General features: G+C 71.3%; 22 protein-coding genes. 11 read left to right on the top strand and 11 right to left on the bottom strand.

Annotated elements, in window-relative coordinates:
• Window positions 1-9: 9 nt before the first annotated feature.
• The 3 genes from KV381_RS08665 to KV381_RS08655 all read right to left on the bottom strand — a co-directional run bounded on the left by KV381_RS08665 (window position 10) and on the right by KV381_RS08655 (window position 2664).
• Window positions 10-498 (bottom strand): PhzA/PhzB family protein, encoded by a 489-nt coding sequence (locus KV381_RS08665; RefSeq protein ID WP_030622632.1) that lies wholly within the window; start codon window positions 496-498, stop codon window positions 10-12.
• 139 nt (window positions 499-637) lie between these two features.
• A complete protein-coding gene (locus KV381_RS08660; protein WP_158688298.1) occupies window positions 638-1633 on the bottom strand; it encodes a hypothetical protein in 996 nt (331 codons plus the stop codon).
• Between the two features lie 317 nt (window positions 1634-1950).
• Complete coding sequence (locus KV381_RS08655; protein ID WP_032785483.1) at window positions 1951-2664, bottom strand: 50S ribosomal protein L11 methyltransferase; 714 nt, start codon at window positions 2662-2664, stop codon at window positions 1951-1953.
• 263 nt (window positions 2665-2927) lie between these two features.
• Between KV381_RS08655 and KV381_RS08650 the strand changes: the two genes are divergently transcribed.
• Window positions 2928-4799, top strand: a complete 1872-nt coding sequence (locus KV381_RS08650; protein WP_230543348.1) for a helix-turn-helix domain-containing protein — start codon at window positions 2928-2930, stop codon at window positions 4797-4799.
• A gap of 18 nt (window positions 4800-4817) precedes the next feature.
• Here KV381_RS08650 and KV381_RS08645 read toward each other — a convergent pair whose 3' ends face one another.
• The 3 genes from KV381_RS08645 to KV381_RS08635 form a co-directional block, all read right to left on the bottom strand.
• Window positions 4818-6053 carry a transposase gene (locus tag KV381_RS08645; protein WP_256995027.1) on the bottom strand — a complete coding sequence of 412 codons (1236 nt, stop codon included), beginning with the start codon at window positions 6051-6053 and terminating at the stop codon, window positions 4818-4820.
• Between the two features lie 162 nt (window positions 6054-6215).
• The gene (locus KV381_RS08640; RefSeq protein WP_323185788.1) at window positions 6216-6908 is read right to left on the bottom strand and encodes a methyltransferase domain-containing protein; all 693 of its coding nucleotides are present in this window, start codon (window positions 6906-6908) and stop codon (window positions 6216-6218) included.
• A gap of 98 nt (window positions 6909-7006) precedes the next feature.
• Window positions 7007-7606 carry a DUF3043 domain-containing protein gene (locus KV381_RS08635; RefSeq protein ID WP_030080682.1) on the bottom strand — a complete coding sequence of 200 codons (600 nt, stop codon included), beginning with the start codon at window positions 7604-7606 and terminating at the stop codon, window positions 7007-7009.
• Window positions 7607-7945: 339 nt separating this feature from the next.
• Here KV381_RS08635 and KV381_RS08630 point away from each other — a divergent pair, with 339 nt between their 5' ends.
• The 5 genes from KV381_RS08630 to KV381_RS08610 all read left to right on the top strand — a co-directional run bounded on the left by KV381_RS08630 (window position 7946) and on the right by KV381_RS08610 (window position 14351).
• Window positions 7946-8731 (top strand): PspA/IM30 family protein, encoded by a 786-nt coding sequence (locus KV381_RS08630; protein WP_030080680.1) that lies wholly within the window; start codon window positions 7946-7948, stop codon window positions 8729-8731.
• Between the two features lie 10 nt (window positions 8732-8741).
• The gene (locus KV381_RS08625) at window positions 8742-9020 is read left to right on the top strand and encodes a hypothetical protein (protein ID WP_006123934.1); all 279 of its coding nucleotides are present in this window, start codon (window positions 8742-8744) and stop codon (window positions 9018-9020) included.
• A gap of 55 nt (window positions 9021-9075) precedes the next feature.
• On the top strand, window positions 9076-10371 hold the full coding sequence (locus tag KV381_RS08620) for a sensor histidine kinase (RefSeq protein WP_218785005.1): 1296 nt from the start codon (window positions 9076-9078) through the stop codon (window positions 10369-10371).
• Window positions 10368-11084: a response regulator transcription factor gene (locus tag KV381_RS08615; RefSeq protein ID WP_218785004.1), complete on the top strand. Its 717-nt coding sequence runs from the start codon at window positions 10368-10370 to the stop codon at window positions 11082-11084. Before KV381_RS08620 ends, KV381_RS08615 begins: the two co-directional genes overlap by 4 nt.
• Before the next feature lie 180 nt (window positions 11085-11264).
• Complete coding sequence (locus KV381_RS08610; RefSeq protein ID WP_218785003.1) at window positions 11265-14351, top strand: efflux RND transporter permease subunit; 3087 nt, start codon at window positions 11265-11267, stop codon at window positions 14349-14351.
• A 93-nt stretch (window positions 14352-14444) separates the two neighbouring features.
• Here the strand turns inward: KV381_RS08610 and KV381_RS08605 are convergent, their stop codons facing one another.
• Both KV381_RS08605 and nadA read right to left on the bottom strand, forming a co-directional pair.
• Window positions 14445-16634 carry a tetratricopeptide repeat protein gene (locus tag KV381_RS08605; protein WP_218785002.1) on the bottom strand — a complete coding sequence of 730 codons (2190 nt, stop codon included), beginning with the start codon at window positions 16632-16634 and terminating at the stop codon, window positions 14445-14447.
• Window positions 16635-16865: 231 nt separating this feature from the next.
• Complete coding sequence (nadA, locus tag KV381_RS08600) at window positions 16866-18044, bottom strand: quinolinate synthase NadA (protein WP_086777870.1); 1179 nt, start codon at window positions 18042-18044, stop codon at window positions 16866-16868.
• 251 nt (window positions 18045-18295) lie between these two features.
• On the opposite strand from nadA, the gene KV381_RS08595 reads away from it, so the two are divergent.
• Complete coding sequence (locus KV381_RS08595) at window positions 18296-18652, top strand: iron-sulfur cluster assembly accessory protein (protein ID WP_003969624.1); 357 nt, start codon at window positions 18296-18298, stop codon at window positions 18650-18652.
• Window positions 18653-18742: 90 nt separating this feature from the next.
• Here KV381_RS08595 and KV381_RS08590 read toward each other — a convergent pair whose 3' ends face one another.
• Together KV381_RS08590 and KV381_RS08585 are read right to left on the bottom strand one after the other, a co-directional pair.
• Window positions 18743-20182 (bottom strand): hypothetical protein, encoded by a 1440-nt coding sequence (locus tag KV381_RS08590; RefSeq protein ID WP_218785001.1) that lies wholly within the window; start codon window positions 20180-20182, stop codon window positions 18743-18745.
• A 197-nt stretch (window positions 20183-20379) separates the two neighbouring features.
• The gene (locus KV381_RS08585; RefSeq protein WP_030080661.1) at window positions 20380-20577 is read right to left on the bottom strand and encodes a hypothetical protein; all 198 of its coding nucleotides are present in this window, start codon (window positions 20575-20577) and stop codon (window positions 20380-20382) included.
• 156 nt (window positions 20578-20733) lie between these two features.
• On the opposite strand from KV381_RS08585, the gene KV381_RS08580 reads away from it, so the two are divergent.
• Complete coding sequence (locus KV381_RS08580) at window positions 20734-21708, top strand: carbohydrate kinase family protein (RefSeq protein WP_030622650.1); 975 nt, start codon at window positions 20734-20736, stop codon at window positions 21706-21708.
• On the opposite strand, the gene KV381_RS08575 is transcribed toward KV381_RS08580, so the two are convergent.
• Complete coding sequence (locus tag KV381_RS08575) at window positions 21709-23100, bottom strand: cysteine desulfurase/sulfurtransferase TusA family protein (protein ID WP_030622651.1); 1392 nt, start codon at window positions 23098-23100, stop codon at window positions 21709-21711. It lies immediately after the preceding gene.
• Window positions 23101-23373: 273 nt separating this feature from the next.
• Here KV381_RS08575 and coxB point away from each other — a divergent pair, with 273 nt between their 5' ends.
• The 3 genes from coxB to KV381_RS08560 are packed head-to-tail and all read left to right on the top strand — an operon-like array spanning window position 23374 to window position 26470.
• Window positions 23374-24342, top strand: coding sequence for a cytochrome c oxidase subunit II (gene coxB / locus KV381_RS08570; protein WP_030080655.1), 969 nt, complete (start codon window positions 23374-23376; stop codon window positions 24340-24342).
• Window positions 24339-26075 (top strand): cytochrome c oxidase subunit I, encoded by a 1737-nt coding sequence (ctaD, locus tag KV381_RS08565; protein WP_030622653.1) that lies wholly within the window; start codon window positions 24339-24341, stop codon window positions 26073-26075. The genes coxB and ctaD overlap by 4 nt, the downstream gene beginning before the upstream one ends.
• Window positions 26072-26470, top strand: coding sequence for a cytochrome c oxidase subunit 4 (locus KV381_RS08560; protein WP_030086552.1), 399 nt, complete (start codon window positions 26072-26074; stop codon window positions 26468-26470). The genes ctaD and KV381_RS08560 overlap by 4 nt, the downstream gene beginning before the upstream one ends.
• The last annotated feature ends 122 nt before the right edge of the window (window positions 26471-26592 follow it).

Genomic DNA, 26592 nt, shown 5'->3' with positions numbered 1-26592 from the left:
GGAGGACGATCAGGTGGGTATGCCGGCGCGCTTGATCTCCGGCACGGGAATGCTGAGCGCACGGAGCTGCTCGAACGGATTCATGAACTCGCGGTTCTGCTTGATCTTCCCGTCCTCCAGTGCGAAGGAATGAAGGAAGTGGTTCTCGTAATATCCGTCGGGATATCCGGGGAAGCGGATGCTGCCGTGACCGTCGCATTCCACCCAGAAGTGGTTCGGGTCGTCCGTCCCGAAGACGCGGATGTTGTACCACTCCCAGTCCGGGAAGCACTGCAGCGACCAGACCGCGTGCTCGGCCAGCCGGTCCCGGCCCTTGATGACGATGGGGGAGCCGGTGTCCGTCGTCCACAGACCGCCGCTGCCGTCCTCGGTGAACAACTCGTGCCGGCGAAGCCGGTCCTGGCCTTTCGTGTTCATGTACGTCTCGACGACGGCGCGGTTCCTGCGGCGCAGCTCCACGGCATCGGTGAAGCCCTGGGAGTCATTGTTCTCGGGCACGCTTTTCCCTTCGCGGTGAACGGCGAGTGCTTACGTATAAAGACACTAGGGGCCGCATCACGGGCGGAGAAGAAAACCGCACACACGTTTTTCGGGGCTTTCGATATACCGTTGGATTTCCGGGACGGAGGCCGGGTGGTCAGGCCGCTCCCGAAGCCCCTCGTGCCACCGCTCCGGCGAGCGCGGCCCAGTCCGCGGCACGGCGGGCCGCCGCGGCCCGGACCAGCGGAGCGCAGTGGTCGGGAAGCGCCGCCGCGATCTCCCGCCACTGCTGTTCGCTGATCTCGGTGGCCAGGAGGGTGCGCAGGAGCAGCCGGCCGGGCTCGGAGCCCTTGAGCGAAGGATCCTTCACCAGCCTGCGCACCGTGTCGGTGGCGGTCGCGTCACATCGGTACACCGCGCCGGCCGGACGGGGAACCGCCGCGGGCGTCGTCGGCGGGGGCTCCTCACCGGCTGCCGGCCGGCCGGCGGGAACGGGGTCGTCGCCACGCAGCACCCGGTCGCGCACATCGCGGACCGTGGCGGTGGACACCCCGGCCAGCCGGGCGAGTTCCCGCAGCGAGGCGCCGGGGTCCGCGGTCATCAGCCGCGCGGCCAGCAGGCGGCCCTGTTCGCTGTTGACCGGCCGCACCGTGCCGTCGCGGCCCGTCCGGGTGGGCGACTGAGGAATTTCCTCGGTCGCACACCTGCGCAGGCGCCCCACGGTCTTTCCGCTGAGCCCCACGCACTCCGCGACGGACCGGTCGGACCAGTGCGGATGGGAGCGCAGGATCCGGGTCGCCGCCGTGCGCCGCTCGTCGAGCGTGAGCGGCAGTCCGTGCCGGACGTTCGCCCGCGCGGACAGGACGTAGGCGTCCGCCTCGCTTCCGTCGAAGAACCGGACCGCGATGTCCTGCCGTCCGCGCAGCACCTCGGCGGAGAGCCGGTGCATGCCGTCGATGACACGCAGGGTCGGCCGGTGCACGAGGACCGGCTCGAAGTCGCCCTCCAGCGCCGCGAGCACCTGCACGTGCTTCTCGTCGAGAGCGCCACGCGCCGAGTCGGCCGGCAGGAGCGAGTCGACCGGAACCCTCACCGGTGGTTCCTTCGCCACCGCGCCGCCGTGGCCGTCGGGCCGTGCCTCCCTGCGCGTCACCGAGCCGTCCCCCTTCCGGCCGGTCCGTCGGCCGCCACGTCAACCACATCTCCGCCGGCACGATCGTGCGGGACGGAGCGACGCGGGGCCAACAAGGATTCCGCGACTCCGTCAGGTGCGCGGTAATCCGTCAAGTCCGGCGGGCCGTCCTGGGGGAGAAACGGCGACCGGGCCTCCGTGTCGCATATGGATATCGGTTCGCCTTTTCTGTGGATCGCCTGTTGTTGCGCCTTTCGATGGCCTGTAGCACCGGTTCTCCGGTTCGCCATGCGTGGAAAAGGTGTCGCAAGGAACGCGCAGTCGACGGCTCGTTCCGTTCATCTGTTCACACAGATTTCATAAAGCGTGAGTTCGATGTCCGCGGCGCCTTCCCGAAGTCGCCTGCGACGCAGTGGCCGCAGTGTCCGGCCGCACTCGTCGGCCAGTCGTCGCAGCAGTCCGAGATCCCCGCGCTCGCTGAACTGGAGCAGCGCGGCGCCTCCGGGAGCCACCAACCCGGGCGCCTCGGACAGATAGCGCCGGTGCGCCCGGTAGCCCGGGTCCACATAGGCGCGCTCGATGTCGGCCTCGTACCGGTATCCGGCCGGAGCCAGCACGTAGTTGGAGTGCCAGTACACGGTGTCGAAGCGCTCGTGCGCGCCGAGCGGCTCGAAGAGATCCCCCTGCAGTGCGGTCAACCGCCCCGCCAGGCCGTGCCGTCGGGCGTTGAGCGCGGTGTTCCGGGCGGCGGCCGGGTTGATGTCCGTGGCCACCACCCGATCGCATCCGGCCAGTGCCGCGGACACCGCGATGACGCCCGTACCGGAGCCGATCTCCAGGAAGGAGCCCCGGCGGCGGAAGTCCTGCCCGCCGCCGGCGAGGCCCAGCAGTTCCATGGCCACGAGGGTCGTCGCCGAATGCGTGGGTGCGAACACCCCGTCCAGCAGGTCCCATTCGCGACCCGCCAGCGCGAAGACCCGGGAGCCGCCCGCGCTCGTCGGCGTCGCCCTGCTGCGTGCGAGCGAACCCGCGAAACCGGCTGTTCCTGTCATATTCACCCCTGTTGAAATCCGGGCATCGCTCCCCGGGTATGTCCTACGCGATGATTTCCGGCTGCACCGCGGCCCGAAAGGTGGTCCGGCGACCCTGCGAGCCGAAGAAGATGTGGCCGGAACACACCGTCGAATGCCGGAATAATGGACACTGCTTGCCGTGCCGTGCGGGAGGAAACTACGCTCTGCCAGCGATCTTGACTTCTGAACCGGGGGATTCAGTGGAATCAGAGACCTCAGAGAACGCTGAGAGCGATTTCGGAGTGGGCGAGATCCTCGACCTGCTGGCCAGGGACGCCCCTCCGGGGGACTTCGAGAGCCTGCTCCGCCGGGCCGGCGAGCTCCCCCTCGGACCCGACCGGAGGAACCGGCTCCGCCACGCCGTCCGCACGGCACTGGACATCCGTGCCACGACGGAGCGGCAACGCCGCCGCGAATCCGCGCTGGCGGCCCTGGTCGACACCGGGCGGGACATCTTCCGCCACAAGGGCCTGGACGAGCGCCTCGACGTCGTGACCCGGCACGCGCGACGGCTGCTGGGCCTCGACATGGCCTACGTCAGCCTGCGGATCGCCGACGGCGGCAGCTACGTCCACAACTCCGACGGTGACACCACGGCCCTCAACGTGGGCCTGGAGATGGACCGGGGACGCGGTCTGGGAGAGCTGGCACAGGACCGGAGCGCCCCGTACTGGACCGCCGACTACCTGGCCGACGACAGCTTCCCGCACACCGAGGAGATCGACCGGGTCGTCCGCTCCGAGGGCCTGCACGCGGTGCTCGCCGTGCCGATGTCGAGCGGCGGCCGGATGGTGGGAGCGCTGTACGGCGCGTCCCGGGCGGTCCGGCACTTCACACCGGACGAGGTCAGCCTGCTGCGTCTGCTGGCGGACCTGTCGGCGCCGGCGATCGAGGCGACCAGGCGGATGGACGGGGTCCGCTCGGAGCTGGCCCGCGCGCTCGCCGAGAACGCCCGCCTCGACGAGGAGCTCGCCGCGGCCCGCCGGCTGGCCGACGCCCAGACCACGCTCTCCGGCATGTGCCTGGAGGGCCGGAGCCTCCACGACATCGTCCGGTACGCGGCGAGCGCGCTGGGCGGCGACCTCGCCGTGCGGGACGCGGCCGGACGCGTGCTGGCCGGCACCGGCGAGCCGCCCCGGGCCGACGCCGCCTCGATGGTGCGCGGCATCGCGGACTCCAGGGCGGGCGCAGCCGCCGTACGACTCGCCGACGACCTGTGGGCCGCCCATGTGACCACCGGGGTGGAAGGCCCGGGACTGCTCATCTGCCGGACCGGGGAGGCGTTCGGCGACGAGCGCCGACGCCTGCTCCACTTCACCGCGCAGACCGTCGCCACCGTGCTGCTGCGCCACGACCTGGCGACCGCCGCCGGCCCGATCCGTGACGACTACCTCGACGATCTGCTCTCCGGAACCACCGGCGCCCCGCGCCATCTCGCCGAGCGGGCCCACCGGCTGGGCCTCGACCCGGCGGTCGACCATGTGATGGTGGTGCTGCGGCCCGAGGGCAAGCAGGGCGAGGCGGCGATCTGGGCCTCCTCCTACGCCTACCGGCACGCCGGTCTGAAGACCGTACGCCGTGAGTGCCTGGTGCTGCTCCTGCCGGGCTCGGACCCCTCGGCCGCGGCCAGGAGCGCCGTCGACGAACTGACGGCGCTGCTGGGCCACGCCGTGTCGGCCGGCGCCGCCGGACCGGTCCACGGCTTCGCCTCGGCGGACACGGCCTACGCGGAAGCGGTGCGCTGCCTGGACACCCTGATCGCGATCGGCGGCCGCGGCGGCGTCGCGGCCGCCGGTGACCTGGGCTTCCTCGGGCTGCTGGTCTCCGACGACCATGATGTGGAGGCCTTCGTCGCCTCCGCCATCGGCCCGGTCCTCGACTACGACCGGCAGCGCTCGACCGATCTGGCCGGCACGCTGGACGCGTACTTCTCCAACGGCGGCAGCCCCAGCCGTGCCGCGCTCGAACTGCATGTGCACACCAACACCGTGGCGCGCCGCCTGGAGCGGATCACCGATCTCCTCGGGGCCGACTGGCAGCGGCCGGCGACCGCGCTGGAGATCCAGCTCGCGCTCCGCCTCCAACGCGCCCGCGAGGCCGTCCGGCGCCCCTGATCCGGGCCCGCGCCCGGATCAGGCGGACCGCGGCCCGTGACCGTCGGCGGCGGACCGGGGCCCGCTCAGGGCGGCGACGGCGTGGGCGGCCGAGGCCAGGGTGATGTGCCGGTGCCAGCCGTTGAACGACCGGCCCTCGAAGTCCTTGAGGCCCACGTCCTCCCCGGCGGCGGCGAGATCGCGGCACGCCCTCCCGCCCAGCCGCGTCAGCCGCAGCAGCGCCGGAGCCGGCGCCGACGTCATGTTGGTCACCCACAGCGCCTGCGGTGAGTGCCCCGCCCCGTCCCACTCGCCGAGCAGCGACAGCTCCCCGCGGTACGGATCGGCCCCGCCGCTCTCCGCGCCCACCCGCACCGCCGCCGTCAGCGTCCCCCGCGACTCGCGGTACGCGCCCGGCTCGTCGGCCCACTCCACACCGCGCCGCAACCGCATGGCGGCCGTGGCGATCAGCCCGGCCGGCAGCGGGGCGCCGCCCCGGCCGGGCAGCGCGGGATCGTGGACGGTGAGCCGTGCCGTCGCGCCGATCCGCGCGATCACCGGGATGCCCACTTCGGTGAACCGGCCCATGGTGGCGGCGGCGTGGGCGATGTGGGTGTTCAGCACCACCGGTCGCGACGGCACGTCCCAGGAGCCCAGGACGTCCAGTGCCGCGGTCGCCGCGCACTCCTCCAGCGTCTCCTCCCGGGTGCCTTCCGGAATCTCGGCCTGCCGCCGGCGCAGCGGGTCCTGAACCCAGGAACCGGACAGGAACAGGCGCCAGTTGACCGGGGAGTTGAGGGTCCTCGATCCGTACCAGACGCCGAAGGCCCGCTGCCCGCGGAAGGCCCCGAGGCACGGATCGAAACCCTGGTCGACCCCGACGGACCGGTCACCGGCCTTGGGAATCGGCATCGGGTGCACCACCCAGGCCTGGGGCGGGTCGATCCGGGTGAGATATCCCGCCAGCGCCTGCCGGACCGGCCTCCAGTCCCAGGTGGAGCTGGAGATGAAGTGGTGCAGGCTCTGCTCGGTCGCCGCACCCCCGACGTGCGCGGCGATGTTGCGGATGGACTTGCGGCCCGGAGTGCTCAGCATGCCGCGCAGATACTGCTCGCCCTTGCGCCGCTGGTCGCTCCTGGCGAAGGAGGCGAACAGCACGTCGGCCATCGCCCGGGTCGCCTCTTCCCGTCCGCCTCCGCGCGCCGTGCCCGGCCACCGCACGGGGACCGCCGCCGTGTCCCGTACCGCCGTACTTTCGTCGCATGACACGGTCATTGGCTCCCCCTCGGACACCCGTGATTCCTGCCTACCGCCAGAGTGACCCGGCGGAGGCGGCCGTGCAGAGGTGTCCCGACGCCCTGACTGCGGCCCCCGCCAGTGGCGGGAGCACCGGGGGCGCGAGGAGAGACGTACGTGGAGAGGGCGGGCGCGGCGCTGTCAGCCGCGCACCCCGCACAGATGCAGCAGCGCCGCCACACCCCGGTACGGGTCGGTCCGCCCGGCCCGGTCCTCCAGGGTCAGGATCCGGTCCAGCTCCTCGGCCGGCGGCTCCGCCTCGCTCTCCACGCCGTCGGTGAAGACCCGCACCCCGTACCAGGCGTGCAGCGGCGCGGCGATGCCCGCGAGCGTGGCCCGCAGCGCGTCGAGCCGGTCCGCGCGCACCGTGGTGCCGAGGTGGTCGGTGTACGTGGCGGTGTCGAAGGCGGTCAGGGCCGCGCCGAAGTCACCGGCGAGCCCCGGGCGCATCGCGAGCGCGTCCGCGTTCCGTACGAGCAGGGAGAGCAGGCCGCCGGGGGCCAGCATCCGGGCGAGCCCGGCCAGCATCGGGTCCGGCTCCTCGACGTACATCAGGACGCCGTGGCAGAGCACCACGTCGAAACTGCCGGGCAGGAAGTGCACACCGGTGTCCCGGCCGTCGCCCTCGATCAGCCTGACCCGATCCCGGATGCCCTCCGGCTCGGTCGCCAGGGCCGCGCGGGCCGCCGTCAGCAGCCCGGCGTCCGACTCCAGGCCGGTCACCGAGTGACCGGCCCGCGCGAGGCGCAGCGCCTGGGTGCCCCGGCCCATGCCGACGTCCAGGACGCGCAGCCGCCGCCCCACCGGGAAGCGGGCGGCTATCTGCTCGTCCAGCTGCCGTGCGACGAGCTCCTGGCGGACCCGGTCGCGTACGCCGACGGGACCTGCCGGGCACGCCGAGGAGACCCCGGTCGTGCCGGAGGTCTCCGTGCTCAGGGCCGCTCTCCGCGCTTGACCTGCGGCTTCGGGAGCCTCAGTCGGCGCATCTGGAGCGTGCGCATCAGGCCGTACGCCACGGCTCCGCGCTTCGGCGTGTCCGGGAAGCGCTCGCGCAGCTGCTTCTTCAGGCGCAGCGACAGACCGATCGAGTCGATCACGATCAGGATGATCACGCCGAGCCAGAGCAGCAGCGAGATGCTCTGGATGTTCTGCACCTGGATCACGCTGAGGATCAGGATGATCACGGCGAGCGGCAGGAACCACTCGGCGATGCAGAAGCGCGAGTCCACGTAATCGCGGACGAAGCGCCTGACCGGGCCCTTGTCGCGGACCGGGAGGTAGCGCTCGTCGCCCGACGCGAGCGCCTCACGCTGCCGGGCCAGGTCGGCCCGGCGCGCTTCGCGCTGGCGCTTCATGGCCGCCTTGCGGTCGGTCGGCGCGCTGGACGCGGCACGTCGGCGCTGCGACTGGGCCTCGCTGCGCTTGGGGGTGGGGCGACCCTTGGGAGCCTGCGGGTCGCGGGGCTGCTGGGAGAGGTCCGCCGTCACCTTGTCGGTGGGGGCCTTCTCTGTCTTGGCACGGCTACGGAACACAAAACCCAAGGGTACGGGGTTCTCGCGCGGGCCCGTCGACCCGGGCGGGAACGATCCGGCAACGGACGGCGTCCTCGAAAGTGTTCGGGCAGGTGGCGACGGGTGGAGACGGGTGGATACGGGCGTTAACCGCCCGTTCCGGAGTTCGTCATGGAGAGGTCCCGGGGCCTCACCTACACCCTGGGCGGGAGCGTTCCGCGGGTGCAGTCGTCCTTGGGGAGGAGCACATCGGCGTCCGAACAGTGCGGTAATAGAGGCAGGGCCCGTACTGTGGGTTCTATCGGGAGTGCTGGAGCTCAGTCCGTCAGAAGGGGGCGCGCGAAGCCCATGAGCGGTGTCATGAAGCGTATGGGGATGATCTTCCGCGCGAAGGCAAACAAGGCCCTTGACCGGGCCGAGGATCCGCGCGAGACCCTCGATTACTCGTACCAGAAGCAGCTGGAGCTGCTTCAGAAGGTGCGCCGCGGCGTCGCCGACGTGGCGACGTCCCGCAAGCGCCTGGAGCTGCAGCTCAATCAGCTGCAGGGCCAGTCGTCCAAGCTGGAGGACCAGGGCCGCAAGGCGCTGGCGCTGGGCCGCGAGGACCTGGCGCGCGAGGCGCTCTCACGGCGCGCCGCCCTCCAGCAGCAGGTCACCGACCTGGAGACGCAGCACACCACGCTGCAGGGCGAGGAGGAGAAGCTCACCCTCGCGGCCCAGCGGCTGCAGGCCAAGGTGGACGCCTTCCGCACGAAGAAGGAGACCATCAAGGCCACCTACACGGCGGCGCAGGCCCAGACCCGGATCGGCGAGGCCTTCTCCGGCATCTCCGAGGAGATGGGCGACGTCGGCCTCGCGATCCAGCGGGCCGAGGACAAGACGCAGCAGCTCCAGGCGCGGGCCGGCGCCATCGACGAACTGCTCGCCTCCGGCGCCCTGGACGACCCGACCGGCACGGCGAAGGACGACATCGCCGCCGAGCTGGACCGGATCTCCGGCGGCAGCGACGTGGAGCTGGAGCTGCAGCGCATGAAGGCCGAGCTGGCCGGCGGCTCCTCGTCCTCGCAGCAGGCCATCGAGGGCGGCACGCAGGACAGTGCGCAGCAGTCGCAGCAGTCGTCCCCGCACAAGTTCGACAAGCAGTGAGGGCAGCGTCATGATCGTACGGATCATGGGGGAGGGCCAGGTCAAGCTGGCCGACAGTCACTTCGTCGAACTGAACGAGCTCGACGACGTCCTGCTCAAGGAGATGGAGAGCGGCGACGGCCCCGGCTTTCGCACGACGCTCCACGCGCTCCTGGACAAGGTGCGCGAGCTCGGCACTCCGCTGCCGGACGACTCCCTGGAGCCGTCCGAGCTGATCCTGCCGGCGCCCGACGCCACCCTCGAAGACGTACGCGCCATGCTCAGCGACGACGGCCTCATTCCCAACTGATTCCACGGGCCGGCCCCCGGCGGGCCCGTGGACCGGCCGCGTACCGTTGCTGGACGTGACCACCCTCTCGTCCGGCTTCGCGCGCGCCCGCCGCTGGCTCCGGGACCACCCGCTGGCGTTCGACGCGGCCCTGGCCCTCGGCGCCCTCGTCGCGATGATCGGCGGCTCCTTCGCCGACCCGGGCACCGGACACGGGCCGACCTTCGGCACCCGCACCCCCGAACCCCTCAGCGTCCTCCTGATGGTGCTCGCCGCCCTCGCCCTGGTGCTGCGGCGACGGCGTCCGATGGCGGTCCTCGCCGCCACCGGGCTCCTCTCGGCCACCGAGTACGTCCTGATGGACCCGCCGGCCCCGGTCGTGATGAGCGCGGTCATCGCGCTCTACACCGTCGCCTCGCGCACCGACCGCCCCACCACCTGGCGGGTCGGACTGCTCACCATGGGCGGGCTCACCGGGGCGGCGATGGTCTTCGGCTCGACCCCCTGGTACAGCCAGGAGAACTTCGGCGTCTTCGCCTGGACCGGACTGGCCGGAGCCGCCGGGGACGCCGTACGCAGCCGGCGCGCGTTCGTCGACGCCATCCGGGAACGCGCCGAGCGGGCCGAGCGCACCCGCGAGGAGGAGGCCCGCCGCCGGGTCGCCGAGGAGCGGCTGCGGATCGCCCGGGACCTCCACGACGTGGTCGCCCACCACATCGCCCTGGTCAACGTCCAGGCCGGGGTCGCCGCCCACGTCATGGACAAGCGCCCGGACCAGGCCAAGGAAGCGCTCGCCCACGTCCGCGACGCCAGCCGCTCCGCACTCAACGAACTCCGGGTCACCGTCGGCCTCCTGCGCCAGCAGGGCGACCCCGAGGCGCCCACCGAACCGGCCCCCGGGCTCGCCGTCCTCGGCGAACTGGTCACCACCTTCCGCAACGCCGGGCTCCCCGTCGAGGTGGCCCGCGCCTACCGCGACCCGCTGCCCGCCGCCGTCGACCTGGCCGCCTACCGGGTCATCCAGGAGGCCCTGACCAATGTCCGCAAGCACGCGGGCGCCGGGGCCAAGGCCGAGGTGAGCGTCGTCCGGGTGGGCGCCACCGCCGAGGTCACCGTGCTCGACAACGGCCGGGGGAGTGCCGGCCGGCCGCCCGGCTCCGGAGCGGCCGGCACCGCGGCCGACGACGGCCTGGACAGCGGCGGCCACGGCCTGGTCGGCATGCGCGAACGCGTCACCGCGCTCGGCGGCGCCCTCACCGCGGGACCTCGCTACGGCGGCGGGTTCCGGGTCCATGCGATCCTTCCGGTCGAGGCCCGCACGGGTGAACCGGAGCGGCCGGGCACAGCGGGCGGGACGGGGATCCGCCGATGACCCAGCCGACGCCCGAAGCCGGGGAGGCGCCGATCAGGGTGCTGCTCGCCGACGACCAGGCGCTGCTGCGCAGCGCGTTCCGGGTGCTGGTGGACTCCGAGCCGGACATGGAGGTGGTCGGCGAGGCCGCCGACGGGGCCCGGGCGGTGGAGCTGGCCCGCTCCACGGGCGCCGACGTGGTGCTCATGGACATCCGGATGCCGGGCACCGACGGACTCGCCGCGACCCGCATGATCAGCGCCGACCCGGAGCTGTCCGCGGTGCGGGTGGTCATGCTCACCACCTTCGAGGTCGACGAGTACGTGGTCCAGTCGCTGCGCGCCGGGGCCTCCGGCTTCCTCGGCAAGGGCGCGGAGCCGGACGAACTCCTCAACGCCATCCGGATCGCCGCGGCCGGCGAGGCGCTGCTCTCCCCGGCGGCGACCAAGGGCCTCATCGCCACGTTCCTGGCCCAGGGCGGCGACGCGGGGGAGGGGCCGGACAGCGCGGAGTACGCGGAGCGGCTGGCGGCGCTCACCGGCCGCGAACGCGAGGTGCTGATCCAGGTCGCGGGCGGCCACTCCAACGACCAGATCGCCGAGCGGCTCGCGGTCAGCCCGCTCACCGTCAAGACCCATGTGAACCGGGCGATGGCGAAACTGGGAGCCCGGGACCGGGCCCAATTGGTGGTCATCGCCTACGAATCGGGCCTGGTGCGGCCTCGCGCGGACTGACCGGACGGCGGTACGGCGTACTCCGGCGTACTCCAGCTGCGGTATGCGCGGCGTGAGAAAGCAGCCCGGGGGGCGACGTTTCGGCGACGCGCAGCGGAGATCGTAGGACTGGGCTGGAGGTGTCCCGCTATTTCCCTCCCCGCCCCTCTGCCGCGTACGCCACAGAAGAGAGACCCACCCATGTCCTGGCTGTCCAGATTCAGCCTCGCGCAAAGGGCCCTGATCGGGCTGATCTCGATCGTCGCGCTGGTCTTCGGCGCGATAGCGATCCCGCAGCTCAAGCAGCAGCTGCTGCCGACCATCGAACTGCCGATGGTCTCGGTGCTGGCGCCCTACCAGGGTGCGTCTCCCGATGTGGTCGAGAAGCAGGTCGTCGAGCCCCTGGAGAACTCCCTCAAGGCCGTCGACGGCGTCGAGGGCATCACCTCCACCGCCAGTGAGGGCAACGCCCTCATCATGGCGACCTTCGACTTCGGCGACGAGGGCACCAAGCAGCTCGTCGCGGACATCCAGCAGGCGGTGAACCGGGCCCGCGCCCAGCTGCCCGACGGCGTCGACCCGCAGGTGATCGCCGGTTCCACCGACGACATCCCGACCGTCGTCCTCGCCGTCACCTCCGACAAGGACCAGCAGGTCCTGGCCGACCAGCTCGACGCCACGGTCGTCCCGGCCCTCCAGGACATCGAGGGCGTCGGCCAGGTCACCGTGGACGGCGTGCGGGACCTCCAGGTCTCCGTCGTCCCCGACGACCGGAAGCTCGCCGCGGCCGGCCTGAACGCGGGCACGCTCTCCCAGGCCCTCCAGGCGGGCGGCGCCACCCTGCCGGCCGGCTCCTTCTCCGAGTCCGGCAAGAGCCGCACCATCCAGGTCGGCGGCGCCTTCACCTCGCTGAAGCAGATCGAGGACCTCCAGGTCGTCGCCAAGGACCCGGCGGCCGGCCCGGGCGAGGCAGGAAAGCCGGTGCGCGTCGGCGATGTCGCCGAGGTGAGGCAGGAGCCGTCCACGGCGGTCTCCATCACCCGCACCAACGGCAAGCCGAGCCTCGCCGTGATGGCGACGATGGACAAGGACGGCAGCGCCGTCGCCATCTCGGACGCCGTCAAGGACAAGCTCCCCGACCTCCGCAAGGACCTCGGCGCCGGCGCCGAGCTGACGGTCGTCTCCGACCAGGGCCCGGCCGTCTCCAAGTCGATCTCGGGCCTGACCACGGAGGGCGCGCTCGGCCTGGCCTTCGCGGTCGTCGTGATCCTGGTCTTCCTCGCCTCGATCCGTTCGACGCTGGTCACCGCGGTCTCCATCCCGCTCTCCATCGTCCTCGCGCTGATCGTGCTCTGGACCCGCGACCTGTCGCTCAACATGCTCACCCTCGGCGCGCTCACCATCGCCATCGGCCGGGTCGTCGACGACTCGATCGTGGTCCTGGAGAACATCAAGCGTCACCTCGGCTACGGCGAGGAGCGTCACGCGGCGATCATCACCGCGGTCAAGGAGGTCGCCGGAGCGGTCACCTCCGCCACCCTCACCACCGTCGCGGTCTTCCTGCCCATCGGTCTGGTCGGCGGCATGGTCGGCCAGCTCTTCGGCTCGTTCTCGCTGACCATCACCGCCGCCCTGCTGGCGTCCCTGCTGGTCTCGCTCACCGTCGTACCGGTGCTGTCGTACTGGTTCCTGCGCGCGCCCAAGGGCACCCCCGAGGACGCGGCGGAAGCCCGCCGTCTCGCCGAGGAGAAGGAAGCGGCCAGCCGGCTCCAGCGGATCTACGTCCCGGTCCTGCGCTTCGCGACCCGCCGCCGGATCACCAGCCTCGTCATCGCCGTCGCCGTGCTCCTCAGCACCTTCGCGATGGTCCCGCTGCTGAAGACGAACTTCTTCGACGCCGGTGAGCAGGAGGTCCTGAGCGTCAAGCAGGAACTCGCCCCCGGCACCAGCCTGGAAGCCGCCGACGAGGCGGCCCGCAAGGTCGAGAAGGTCCTCCAGGAGGACAAGGGCGTCAAGGACTACCAGGTCACCGTCGGCTCCTCCGGCTTCATGGCGGCCTTCGGCGGCGGCACCGGCGCCAACCAGGCCTCCTACCAGGTCACCCTGAAGGACGCCGCGGACTACGAGGACGCCCAGGACCGTATCGACGAGGCCCTCGGCAAGCTCGACGGCATCGGCGACACCACCATCGCCGCGGGCGACGGCTTCGGCTCCCAGGACCTGAGCGTCGTGGTCAAGGCCGCCGACGCCGACGTCCTGAAGAAGGCGGCCGAGGCCGTCCGTACCGAGGTCGCCACCGTCAAGGACGTCACCGACGTCCAGAGCGACCTGGCGCAGAGCGTCGGCCGCGCCGGAGCCGTCCGCGGTACGCCCGCCGGCACCGCGACGCTGGACGACACCGAGCGCGACATCGTCATCCGCTCCTCGAAGCCGGCCGCCACCATGGCCGAGCTGAAGGCCCTGCCGCTCGGCCCGGTCGAGCTGGGCGACATCGCCGATGTGAAGGTCGTCCCCGGCCCGGTCTCGATGACCCGGATCGACGGACAGCGCTCGGCGACGATCACCGCCAAGCCGGTCAGCGACAACACCGGCGCGGTCAGCACCGAGCTCGCGGAGAAGATCGACGCGCTGGACCTCCCCGAGGGCGCCACCGCCACCATCGGCGGCGTCACCGAGGACCAGAACGAGGCCTTCGGCCAGCTCGGCCTCGCCATGCTGGCGGCCATCGCGATCGTCTTCATGCTGCTGGTGGCCACCTTCCGGTCGCTCGTCCAGCCGCTGATCCTGCTGGTCTCGGTGCCGTTCGCGGCCACCGGCGCCCTGGCCCTCCTGCTCATCACGGGCACCCCGCTGGGCATCCCCGCGATGATCGGCATGCTGATGCTCATCGGCATCGTGGTCACCAACGCGATCGTGCTGATCGACCTGATCAACCAGTACCGCGCCCAGGGCCTCGGCATCATGGAAGCCGTCATCGAGGGCGGCCGCCACCGCTTCCGCCCGATCCTGATGACGGCGCTCGCGACCATCTTCGCCCTGCTCCCGATGGCGCTCGGCGTCACCGGCGAGGGCGGCTTCATCTCGCAGCCGCTGGGCATCGTGGTCATCGGCGGTCTGATCAGCTCCACGCTGCTGACCCTGTTGCTCGTGCCGACGCTCTACGCGATGGTCGAGCTCCGCAAGGAGCGCCGCGCCAAGAAGAAGGCCGCCAAGCGCGCGGCCAAGGCGGGCGCGGCGGACCAGCCGGAGCCGGAGGAGGCCCGCGAGGCCGAACCCGCGCAGGCCTGACCCGGCGGCCGGACGGAGCATCGGCCGGACAGCGAAGAGGGGCCTGTTCCACGCATCCGCGTGGGGCAGGCCCCTTCGGCGTACAAAGAGATCTCAGGCGTCCCCGCCCAGCGCTCGGATGATCCGGTGCCAGGCCTTCCCGTGCTGCTCGGGGAGCCGGACGCTCAGCGCGACCGTCTCCCGCACCAGCCGGGCGCGGGTCTCCTCGGGGGCCCGGTGCCGGAGCGCGGCCAGGTCGTCCGGTTCGAAGCCCCCGGTGGCCCCCGCGAGCACCAGGGCCACCTGCGCATGGGTGAGCGAGGAGAGCCGGTCGCCGAACACCTGGCCCTCGATGCCCCCGCCGTGCATCAGCGCCACCCCGTCCCCGGCCGCCAACGCCCGGTCCACGTACGCCTGGAGGGCCTCGCGGTCCTCGACGAGCCGGTACGCGGCGTCCAAGCCCTCGGCGCGGCCGATGTCGAGCATCGCGACATGGGCCAGCGGCGTGGCGTCGGGCGGCCGCACGGTCAGCAGCCGCGGGTGCTCCTCCAGATAGGCCCGCGACTCCTTCCAGTCCGCGCACTCCAGCCACTGGGCCAGCTGCTCCCGCAGGATCAGCTGGTCGTAGGCGGCGGTCACCCCGTGGGCGAGGACCGCGTCGCGGAGCAGCGCGTGCTGCCGCGCCCCGTGCGGATGCAGGATCGCCAGCTCGTCCAGGGCCGTCGCGGCCTCCTCGCCGCCGAGGACTTCGGCGTTGCGGGACCAGAAGTCGCGCGACCGGGGCCAGTTCGGCGCGAACATCCAGGCGCTGACGGCATCCAGGGTCTCCGTGGACAGGACGAGCCAGTCCGGCACGGGCGTGAAGGTCTCCTCCTCCCACGCCGTACGCACCGCCGCGCCGTCCTCGTACGCGCGCAGCGCCTGCCGGGCCCGTACGGTCACGGCGTCCGCGCCACCGGCCGCCTCCGCGTCCTCGTCGAGCCAGTTCACCAGCTCGGTGATCCCGGTCGTGGGCCAAGGAGCGGGGCAGCGCAGCAGAAAGGCGCTCCGCTCGACGCCGAGCCGCCGGGCGGTCGCCGGGGCGGCCCCGGCGAACTCCTCGACGGTCTCGTCGAACTCCTCGACGGCCGCCGCGTGTTCGCCGGTACGGGCGAGCGCCCGGGCCAGGTCGTCGAGAGCGGAGACCAGGGCGGCGTCGGGGCCGCCGGGGGACTCCGGCGTCAGCGACCGGCGCAGGGCCAGCGCCTCCCGGAACGCCTCCACCGCCCCCTCGGCGTCCCCGCCCCGCTCCAGGTGGGCGCCGAGTGCCTGGAGGGAGCCGGCCAGCTCGCCCAGGACGGCGTCGCCCTGTTCCCGCAGCAGCTCGACGGCCTCCCGCGCCGGAACCGAGGCCTCCTCCGGCCCTTCGGTACCGGCCAGGCTCCGGGCGAGGGTGCGCAGCGCGGCGGCCAGGCCCGGCCGGAAGACCTCGGGCCGCTCCGCGACCAGCTCGCGGTGGAGGGCCACGCCCTCCCGCGCCACCCGCAGACCCGCCCCGGTGTCGCCCTCCTGGTTGAGGTGACGGGCGAAGGCGTCCACGGCCGTGGCCAGCTCCGGACGGAACTCGGGCCGCCGGGCGGCGAGCACGCGGAAGCGGCCGCGCGCCTCGTGGGCCGCTTCGACCGCCCCGGAGGCGTCGCTCACGGCCGCGCGATGGTGGCCGAGCGCGTGGAGAGCCGCGGCGAGCCGGGGCAGGAAGGCGTCCGGATCCTCCTCGGCGAGGCTCCGGAGGAGCTCGACCGCCTCCTCCGCCTGCGGCACGGCCGCCACGGTCTCCCCGGCGTCCGCCAGCCGCGCGGCGTAGTTCAGGAGATACTCCGCGAGCGCCGGGACGGACGCGCCCGGCCGCTCCTCCTCGACCAGCTCGCGCTGGAGCCGCACGGACTGCTTCACGAACGGCACGGCGGCCGCCGGGTCCCCGGTGTCGGCCACACGGTCGCCCAGCGCGCCCATGGTCAGGGCCAGTTCGGCCTGGAAGTCGCCTGGGCGCTGCGTACCGAGCTCGGCGTAGATCCGCGCGGCCTCCTTCGCCGTGGCCAGTGCACCGGCGCGGTCCCCGGTGGCGGCGCGCAGGTGGGAGAGCCGGTGCAGGGCCGAGGCCAGGGCGGGCAGACCGGCGGGGTCCCGCCCGGCGGCGTCGCGCCGGTCGCGTACCTCGTGCTCCGCCCGCGCCAACGCGGCGGCTCCCTCCGCACGTGTCTCGTCGGCCACGCCCGCTTCACGCGTCTCGTCGCCCACGCCCGCCCCACGGTCCTCGTCGTTCATGCCCGCCCCACCGTTCTCGCCGTTCTCACCCGCGCGGTTCGCTGCGGTGAGTAGCAGCGTAGTTACGCGGTGACGTCATCGGCTGCCGTATGGAGGAACCGGCCGGACCGCGACCTGCCCACGGACCGCGAGAGCCCAGCAGGCCGGAGCCCGGCAAGCGAAAGCCCCGGTACGCCGGCCTGCGGCATACCGGGGCTTCCCGGGCGTCCCGGTCCCGGACCGGATGGGGCGTTACGGCAGCGCCAGCATCCGCTCCAGGGCGAGCTTGGCGTACTTCTCCGTCTCCGGGTCGACCTCGATCCGGTTGACCAGCTTGCCCTCGGCCAGCGACTCCAGGGTCCAGACCAGGTGCGGCAGGTCGATGCGGTTCATCGTCGAGCAGAAGCAGACCGTCTTGTCGAGGAAGACGATCTCCTTGTCCTCCTCGGCGAAACGGTTCGCCAGGCGGCGGACCAGGTTCAGCTCCGTACCGATGGCCCACTTCGAGCCGCGCGGGGCCGCCTCCAGGGCCTTGATGATGTACTCCGTCGAGCCCACGTAGTCCGCGGCGGCCACGACCTCGTGCTTGCACTCCGGGTGCACCAGCACGTTGACCCCGGGCATCCGGGCCCGGACGTCCTCGACCGACTCGACCGAGAAGCGGCCGTGGACCGAGCAGTGCCCGCGCCACAGGATCATCTTCGCGTCGCGCAGCTGCTCGGCGGTGAGGCCGCCGTTCGGCTTGTGCGGGTTGTAGAGGACGCAGTCCTCCAGGCTCATGCCCATGTCCCGTACCGCCGTGTTGCGGCCCAGGTGCTGGTCGGGGAGGAAGAGGATCTTCTCGCCCTGCTCGAAGGCCCACTCCAGGGCCCGTTTCGCGTTCGAGGACGTACAGATCGTGCCGCCGTGCTTGCCGGTGAAGGCCTTGATGTCGGCGGAGGAGTTCATGTACGAGACGGGCACCACCTGGTCGGCGACCCCGGCCTCCGTCAGCACGTCCCAGCACTCGGCGACCTGCTCGGCGGTGGCCATGTCGGCCATCGAGCAGCCGGCCGCCAGGTCGGGCAGCACGACCGCCTGGTCGTCGGTGGTCAGGATGTCGGCGGACTCGGCCATGAAGTGCACACCGCAGAAGACGATGTACTCCGCCTCCGGGCGCGCGGCCGCGTCACGGGCCAGCTTGAACGAGTCGCCGGTGACGTCCGCGAACTGGATGACCTCGTCGCGCTGGTAGTGGTGGCCGAGGACGAACACCTTGTCCCCGAGCTTCTCCTTGGCGGCGCGGGCGCGCTCCACCAGGTCCGGGTCGGACGGGGAGGGGAGGTCGCCGGGGCATTCGACGCCGCGCTCGCTCCTCGGGTCGGCCTCGCGGCCGAGCAGCAGCAGCGCGAGGGGTGTCGGCTGTACGTCCAGGGGCTGGGCCGTGGTCACGTCACGCACCCTTTCTTCTCTGCGTTCTGCTCTGCGCTTCGGCGAACGCGCCTTTTCGTCTATTTGACGCTATCTATCATAGCCGCTTCGTGTCACTTTGACGATGCCGATAGCGTCGATGTGACGCATCCCCCGGGCGACCGGGTGTGCGAGCATGAAAAGGAACAGACAAGCGCTGGGCCCGGAATGAATCCGCGGCCGAGGCGGTTGAACCGTCGGCAAGCAGTCCGTACAACCCGGGAGAGAAGCAGATGTCCGTATCGGACGAGACCACCACCGTGAGCGACGGCATCCTCCTGTCCGACGCCGCCGCCGCCAAGGTCAAGGGCCTGCTGGAGCAGGAAGGCCGCGAGGACCTGGCGCTGCGCGTCGCCGTTCAGCCCGGCGGTTGCTCGGGCCTGCGCTACCAGCTCTTCTTCGACGAGCGTTCGCTCGACGGTGACGTCGTGAAGGACTTCGACGGTGTCAAGGTCGTCACCGACCGGATGAGCGCCCCGTACCTGGGCGGCGCCTCCATCGACTTCGTCGACACCATCGAGAAGCAGGGCTTCACGATCGACAACCCCAACGCCACCGGCTCCTGCGCCTGCGGCGACTCCTTCAGCTAAACGCCGAAGGCGGGACACACGGCATACGGCGGCGGCCCCGGGAATCACTCCCGGGGCCGCCGCCGTACGTATGCCGTGCCGCCGTCCGCGTCAGCCGCGCGGCACCGCACCGCCCGAGGCCGCGTCGATCACCGTACGGTCGCCCAGCGGCTTCTCCAGCGTCACCGTCCGGGTCAGCTCCTTGGCGATCATGATGCAGGCCTTCTTGCCCTCCTGCGGCTTCTCCGTGACCGAGATCCGGACCTGGCCCGCGCTCTCCTGGGCGCTCGCCGTGTACGTACTGCACACACCGCCCCAGAACGTCACATCGAGGGTCCGCCCGTCCGTGCCGTACGAGGTCACCTTCCGGTCCCCGGAGGGCGTCGGCGTCCGAGGCTTCTCGATGAACTCCGGGTCCACGGCGACCTGCGTGACCGTGTGCTCGGGACCGCCCGGCGCCTGCCGGACCGTGAACAGCCAGGACGGCACCAGCGTCTGCCGGCCGTCCACGTAGTTCAGCGCCAGGCCGAACACCGCGTCCTCGACCGTCTGCGTCACCGGGGCCCGCTTGCCGTTCGACGGCACGCACTGCGGATCCGACGGGGACTTCTGCTCACCCTCCAGCGGGACGGGGGTGGCGCAGCCGCCGATGTCGCCGGAGGCGTCGCCCTTGCCCTTGCTCGCCGCGTTCAGCTGCTTCAGCGCCTCGTCCGCGCCGACCGTCGGATAGGTGGCGCCCTTCTCCAGCGCCTTCAGATGTCCGCTGCCGCCGGTCACCTTGCCGTCCGGGCCCACCTGGACCCCGGTCGACCAGCCGTACGTCGGGAGCCCGTCGATCTTCGGATCGGCGTTCACCACCCGGACGTCGCCCATCAGCTGGCCCGCGTTCAGCGCCGCGTCGTCCTGCCCGGCCGCCTTGAGGACCGGGACCGCGGCCGCCTTCGCCGCCTTCTCGCTCACCGGGTCGCCGCCCGGCTCCGCGGGCCCGTTCGCACACATCTTCCCCGGCTCGCACGGTGTGGTGGGGGTGGTGCGGGCGAACGTCCAGGTGCCCGGCGCCTGCTTCGTCACCTTCAGGAGCGCACCGGGGCCGTCGTCGTCGCCGACCACCCAGGACGCGCCCTCGGTGCGCGGCGAGCCCGGGATGCCCAGCGCCTTCGCCAGCCGGGCGACATCGGCCGACGCCACCGTGCCCTTCGCGTGGTGGACCGCCGCCTCGTCCGGGCCGTCCGGGAGGTCGCCCTCGGCCCGGTAGGTCACGGGCGGGCCGCCCGGATCCGGTTCACCGGGGGCGATGCCCGGGGGAGGGGTGTCGGAGGACGAGGCGGCCCGGTCCGGGCCGTCCGCGGCGGCGTCCAGGGCCAGCGGCGGGGCCTCGCCCTTCGCCGCCGCACCGCTGTCCGCCCTGCCGCCGTCGCCCGAAGCGGTCGAGGCCCAGTACGCCCCGCCGCCCCCGGCCAGCAGCACGGCCGCGGCCACCGAGGCCACCGCGAGCGGCGGACGCCGCCGCCGGGGGCCGGTCACGTCGTTGTCGGGTCGCTCGGTGCTCACCGGATCGCTCCTTCGACTGCGTTGCCGTCGCGGTGCCTACCGCGTGCCCCCGGACGGGGACACCGATGGGACGGAACAGAGGAGCGGGCGGTTCCCCCGGCCGACGGAGGTCCGGACGCGGTCGCCGTACGGTTTTCGCCGGAACCTGCAACGAAAGGGCCGAAACACGGTGCCGGCCGGCCCGGCCGGGTCCGCCCTCAGTCGCCGTACTCGGACATCGCGTCGATCAGCCGCGCCGACGAGGGCGGCACCGTCACCCCGTTGATCAGGGACGGCTTCACCGGAACCGGCGCGCTCTTCACCGGCGCCGTCCAGTGCGGAGCCATCCGCGCGCAGTCTCCGCGCAGTGCGGCCAGGCTCAATTCCGACTCGGGCAATGCGGTGTGCTTCGACATATCCGCACCGTAACCACGGTCGAGCTCAGGTAGAAAGCCCTACTATCGGGTAGTTTTCCCTTTTCCCGGCCGTCGGCTCACCCGGTAGCGTGAACTGTCACGTCGTCCCGGAGGGCGCACTCACGGCCCTTCGCCTTCCGCAGGAGTAGCCTCCCCGTGCGTATTGCAGTCACCGGCTCGATCGCCACTGACCACCTCATGACCTTCCCCGGCCGCTTCGCCGACCAGCTGGTCGCGGATCAGCTGCACACGGTCTCCCTGTCCTTCCTGGTCGACAACCTCGATGTGCGCCGGGGCGGTGTCGCCGCCAACATCTGCTTCGGGATGGGCCTGCTCGGCACCCGCCCGATCCTGGTCGGCGCCGCCGGAGCCGACTTCGACGAGTACCGCGCCTGGCTCGACCGGCACGGCGTCGAGACCGGTTCGGTCCGGATCTCCGAGGTGCTGCACACCGCCCGCTTCGTCTGCACCACCGACTCCGACCACAACCAGATCGGCTCCTTCTACACGGGCGCGATGAGCGAGGCCCGCCTCATCGAGCTGAAGAGCGTCGCCGACCGCGTCGGCGGCCTGGACCTCGTCTCCATCGGAGCCGACGACCCGGAGGCGATGCTCCGCCACACCGAGGAGTGCCGCTCCCGGAACATCCCGTTCGCCGCCGACTTCTCGCAGCAGATCGCGCGGATGGACGGCGACGAGATCCGCATCCTCCTCGACGGCGCCACCTACCTCTTCTCCAACGAGTACGAGAAGGGGCTCATCGAGTCCAAGACCGGCTGGAGCGACGAGGAGATCCTCGCCAAGGTCGGCCACCGTGTCACCACCCTCGGCGCCCGCGGTGTCCGGATCGAGCGGGTCGGCGAGCCGGTCATCGAGGTCGGCTGCCCCGAGGAGGAGACCAAGGCCGACCCCACCGGCGTCGGCGACGCCTTCCGGGCAGGCTTCCTCTCCGGCCTCGCCTGGGGCGTCGGCCTGGAGCGCGCCGCCCAGGTCGGCTGCATGCTCGCCACCCTGGTGATCGAGACGGTCGGCACCCAGGAGTACACCCTGCGCCGCACCCACTTCATGGACCGCTTCACCAAGGCGTACGGCCACGACGCCGCCGCCGACGTCCGTCAGCACCTGGCCTGATCAGGCGAGCCGGCGGACCACATAGGCCGAGCCCCGGTCCGCCGGCTCCTCGCCCACGTACTCCTGACCCCGCATCTCGCACCAGGCCGGGATGTCCAGCCGGGCCGCCTCGTCGTCGGCGAGCACCGTCACCGTGGCGCCCACCGCTACCTCTCCGATCACCTTTGCGAGTTCGATCACCGGGATCGGGCAGCGCCGGCCCAGCGCGTCGACCACCAGGGACGCGGCGGGACCGGGGGAGGGCGGCGTCGGGCGCGGGGCGGCCGGGACGCCGAGCCGCTCGCGCACCTCGGCCACCACCCCCGGCAGGACCTCCAGGAAGCGGTCCACGTCCGCGGCGGCCGTGCCCGGAGGCAGCGACACCCGGACGTTCCCCTCCGAGAGCACCCCCATCGCCTTGAGCACATGGCTCGGGGTCAGCGTGCTGCTGGTGCAGGACGAACCGGACGATACGGAGAATTCCCTACGGTCCAGCTCATGCAGCAGGGTCTCCCCGTCGACATAGAGACAGGAGAAGGTGACCAGATGCGGCAGCCGCCGCTCCGGATCGCCCACCACCTCGACATCGGGCACCCGCTCGGCCACCACCGACCGGATCCGGCCCACCAGGGCCCGCAGCCGCACCGACTCCGCCGCCGCCTCGTCCCGTACCGCGCGCAGCGAGGCCGCGGCCGCCACGATCGCCGGCAGGTTCTCGAACCCCGGAGCCCGCCCCGACTCCCGCTCCCCGGCCGGTCCTTGGGGCGAGAAACGGGTCCCCTTACGGACCGCGAGCAGCCCCACCCCGGCCGGCCCGCCCCACTTGTGCGCGCTCGCCGTCAGCAGCGACCAGCCCGCCGGGACCGGCCCCCAGCCGAGCGACTGGGCCGCGTCCACCAGCAGCGGCACCCCGGCCTCCGCGCAGAGCGCGGCGACCTCGGCCACCGGCTGCTCGGTGCCCACCTCGTGGTTGGCCGACTGGAGACAGGCCAGCGCGGTGTCCGCCCGCAGCGCCCCGCCGAACACCGCCGGGTCCACCGCCCCGGACCGCTCCACCGGGACCTCGGTGACCGAGCCGCCCGCCGCCTCGTGGGCCGCCGCCGAATGGAGTACCGACGAGTGTTCGACCGCGGAGAGGGCCAGATGGCGGCCGACACGCCGACGCCCCGAAAGAGCCCCGGCAATTCCGGCGTGCACCGCCGTCGTCCCCGAGGAGGTGAAGACCAGCTCGTCCGGGCGGCATCCGACGGCCTCCGCCGCCGCCTCCCGGGCCGCGTCCAGCAGCAGCCGGGCCCGTCGCCCCTCCCGGTACAGCCGGGCGGGATCGGCCCAGCCCTCGTCGAGCGCGGCAAGCAGCGCCTGGCGTGCGACGGGGTGCAGGGGGGCGGCGGAGGCGGCATCGAAGTAGGGCACCCCGCCACGCTAGCCCGCACCCGCCCCCACCTCGGCGGGGGCCGCCCCTTCCGGACGGGCGAGTGGCCGTCAGATGAGGGTCGGAGGGCCGGATTCCATCCCCAGGGGGTGTCGGGCGGCGCGTTGGGCACCCTCCCCGCGCGACCCCAAATAGCGTCCAGTAGGGTTTGGTCCGCATAAACATCCAAACCCCTGCCCGCGTCAGGGCCGGCGACCGACCAGAGACATACGGGCGCGCCGACCGTGCGGGCGAGACTCTCGGGAAGGCGCTACGTGAGTCCCAACGGCTCCGACCGCTCGTCGCGGCGCCCGATGCGGCGGAAGCTGCCGCAGGTGCTGACTGCGGGCCTGGTCCTGGCGACAGCCTCCGGTTGTTCATACAACTGGGAGGATTTTCCCCGCCTCGGAATGCCCACACCGGTAACGGAAGAGGCCCCTCGGATCCTCTCCCTCTGGCAAGGCTCGTGGGCGGCAGCGCTCGTCACGGGTGTCCTTGTCTGGGGGCTGATCCTCTGGAGCGTCTTCTTCCACCGGCGTAGCCGGACCAAGGTGGAGGTACCCCAGCAGACCAGGTACAACCTGCCCATCGAGGCGTTGTACACAGTGGTTCCCCTCATCATCGTCTCGGTGCTCTTCTACTTCACCGCGCGTGATGAGTCGAAGCTCCTCGAGCTCTCCGACAAGCCCGCCCACACCATCAACGTGGTCGGCTACCAGTGGAGCTGGGGCTTCAACTACATCGAGAAGGTGGACGGCCAGCCCGCGGCGGGCCCCGAGCTCCCCAAGGAACTCGACGCCATCCCCGACCGGTTCCGCAAGGACTTCCCCGAGGGCGCCGGCGGCGTCTACGACGTGGGCATCCCCGGGACCCGTAACCCGCAGAACGGCAACCCGGGTCCGACCCTGTGGCTGCCGAAGGGGGAGAAGGTCCGCTTCGTCCTCACTTCGCGTGACGTCATCCACTCCTTCTGGGTGGTGCCGTTCCTCATGAAGCAGGACGTCATCCCGGGCCACACCAACGCGTTCGAGGTCACTGCCACCCGCGAGGGCACCTTCATGGGCAAGTGCGCCGAGCTCTGCGGAGTCGACCACTCCCGGATGCTCTTCAACGTCAAGGTCGTCTCCCCGGAGCGTTACCAGCAGCACCTCAAGGAGCTCGCTGAGAAGGGTCAGACGGGCTACGTGCCGGCGGGCATCGCGCAGACGGACCCGGCCAGGAATGCGGAGAAGAGCCAACTGTGAGCATCCTCAACGAACCTCAGGGTGCCGCTCCGGCAGACGACTCGTACGAGGACGAACTGCCCGTGCGGCGCAAGCAGCCGGGAAACATCGTCGTGAAGTGGCTGACCACCACCGACCACAAGACGATCGGTACGCTCTACCTGGTCACCTCGTTCGTGTTCTTCTGCATCGGCGGACTCATGGCGCTCTTCATGCGCGCCGAGCTGGCCCGTCCGGGCACGCAGATCATGTCGAACGAGCAGTTCAACCAGGCGTTCACGATGCACGGCACGATCATGCTGCTGATGTTCGCGACGCCGCTGTTCGCCGGATTCGCGAACTGGATCATGCCGCTGCAGATCGGCGCGCCCGACGTGGCGTTCCCGCGGCTGAACATGTTCGCGTACTGGCTGTACCTCTTCGGTTCGCTCATCGCGGTGGCGGGCTTCCTCACCCCGCAGGGCGCGGCCGACTTCGGCTGGTTCGCCTACTCCCCGCTCTCGGACGCGGTCCGTTCGCCGGGTGTCGGCGCCGACATGTGGATCATGGGTCTGGCCTTCTCCGGCTTCGGCACGATCCTCGGTTCGGTCAACTTCATCACCACGATCATCTGCATGCGCGCCCCCGGCATGACGATGTTCCGCATGCCGATCTTCACCTGGAACGTCCTGCTGACCGGTGTTCTGGTCCTGCTGGCCTTCCCGGTCCTCGCCGCCGCGCTCTTCGCGCTGGAGGCCGACCGTAAATTCGGCGCGCATGTCTTCGACGCGGCCAATGGCGGCGCATTGCTCTGGCAACACCTCTTCTGGTTCTTCGGCCATCCAGAGGTGTACATCATCGCGTTGCCATTCTTCGGAATCATTTCCGAGGTCATCCCGGTATTCAGCCGCAAGCCGATGTTCGGCTACATCGGTCTGATCTCCGCGACGATCGCCATCGCCGGCCTTTCCGTGACGGTGTGGGCGCACCACATGTACGTCACGGGCGGTGTGCTCCTACCGTTCTTCTCCTTCATGACGTTCCTCATCGCCGTACCGACAGGCGTGAAGTTCTTCAACTGGATCGGCACGATGTGGAAGGGGTCGTTGTCCTTCGAGACACCGATGCTCTGGGCCGTCGGCTTCCTGATCACCTTCACCTTCGGTGGTCTGACCGGCGTCATCCTGGCCTCGCCCCCGATGGACTTCCACGTCTCGGACTCGTACTTCGTCGTCGCGCACTTCCACTACGTCATCTTCGGCACCGTGGTCTTCGCGATGTTCTCCGGATTCCACTTCTGGTGGCCGAAGTTCACCGGCAAGATGCTGGACGAGCGGCTCGGCAAGATCACGTTCTGGACGCTGTTCGTGGGCTTCCACGGCACGTTCCTGGTGCAGCACTGGCTCGGTGCCGAGGGCATGCCGCGTCGTTACGCGGACTATCTCGACGCCGACGGCTTCACCGCGCTGAACACGATCTCGACGATCTCCTCGTTCCTGCTCGGCCTGTCGATGCTGCCGTTCTTCTACAACGTGTGGAAGACCGCCAAGTACGGCAAGAAGATCGAGGTCGACGACCCGTGGGGTTACGGCCGTTCGCTGGAGTGGGCGACCTCCTGCCCGCCGCCGCGGCACAACTTCCTCACCCTGCCGCGGATCCGTTCCGAATCCCCGGCGTTCGACCTGCACCACCCGGAGATCACGGCGCTCGAACAGTTCGACCACCTCTCCGAGTCGGACAAGGCCCTCGCCGGCGGCAAGGAGGCAGGCAAGTGAAGATCCAGGGACAGATGTTCATCTGGCTGAGCGTCTTCATCCTCGCCATGGCCGCCGTGTACGGCCTGTGGTCGAAGGAGCCGGTCGGCACCACGGCGCTCTTCCTGGCCTTCGGGCTGTCCATCATGATCGGCTTCTACCTGGCCTTCACGGCCAACCGGGTCGACGCGATGGCCCAGGACAACAAGGAGGCCGACGTCGCCGACGAGGCGGGCGAGCTGGGGTTCTTCTCCCCGCACAGCTGGCAGCCGCTCTCCCTGGCGGTCGGCGGAGCCTTCGCCTTCATGGGCGTCGTCTTCGGCTGGTGGCTGCTGTACTTCTCCGCCCCCCTGCTCCTGATCGGCCTCTTCGGCTGGGTCTTCGAGTACTACCGGGGCGAGAATCGCACCCAGTGACACCGCACTCCGTGCCACCGCAGCGGCGGTGACACGCGCTACACCAGGAAAGGCCCGCATCGCCGAAGGCGACGCGGGCCTTTCGCTCGTTCGGAGTCACTGAACGCGCTGGAACGGATGAA

This window comes from Streptomyces sp. WY228, from assembly GCF_019287315.1.
GTDB classification, from domain to species: Bacteria; Actinomycetota; Actinomycetes; order Streptomycetales; family Streptomycetaceae; genus Streptomyces; species Streptomyces caviscabies.
Note: the sequence above shows the minus strand (reverse complement) of the source record. Positions and strands in the feature narration are given on the sequence as shown.

Coding starts and splice junctions, on each gene's coding strand:
- KV381_RS08610 (WP_218785003.1), top strand. CDS start 11,265: ATGTCCTGGCTGTCCAGATTCAGCCTCGCGCAAAGGGCCCTGATCGGG.
- KV381_RS08625 (WP_006123934.1), top strand. CDS start 8,742: ATGATCGTACGGATCATGGGGGAGGGCCAGGTCAAGCTGGCCGACAGT.
- KV381_RS08645 (WP_256995027.1), bottom strand. CDS start 6,053: ATGACCGTGTCATGCGACGAAAGTACGGCGGTACGGGACACGGCGGCG.
- KV381_RS08605 (WP_218785002.1), bottom strand. CDS start 16,634: ATGAACGACGAGGACCGTGGGGCGGGCGTGGGCGACGAGACGCGTGAA.
- KV381_RS08630 (WP_030080680.1), top strand. CDS start 7,946: ATGAAGCGTATGGGGATGATCTTCCGCGCGAAGGCAAACAAGGCCCTT.
- KV381_RS08595 (WP_003969624.1), top strand. CDS start 18,296: ATGTCCGTATCGGACGAGACCACCACCGTGAGCGACGGCATCCTCCTG.
- KV381_RS08655 (WP_032785483.1), bottom strand. CDS start 2,664: ATGACAGGAACAGCCGGTTTCGCGGGTTCGCTCGCACGCAGCAGGGCG.
- KV381_RS08585 (WP_030080661.1), bottom strand. CDS start 20,577: ATGTCGAAGCACACCGCATTGCCCGAGTCGGAATTGAGCCTGGCCGCA.
- KV381_RS08615 (WP_218785004.1), top strand. CDS start 10,368: ATGACCCAGCCGACGCCCGAAGCCGGGGAGGCGCCGATCAGGGTGCTG.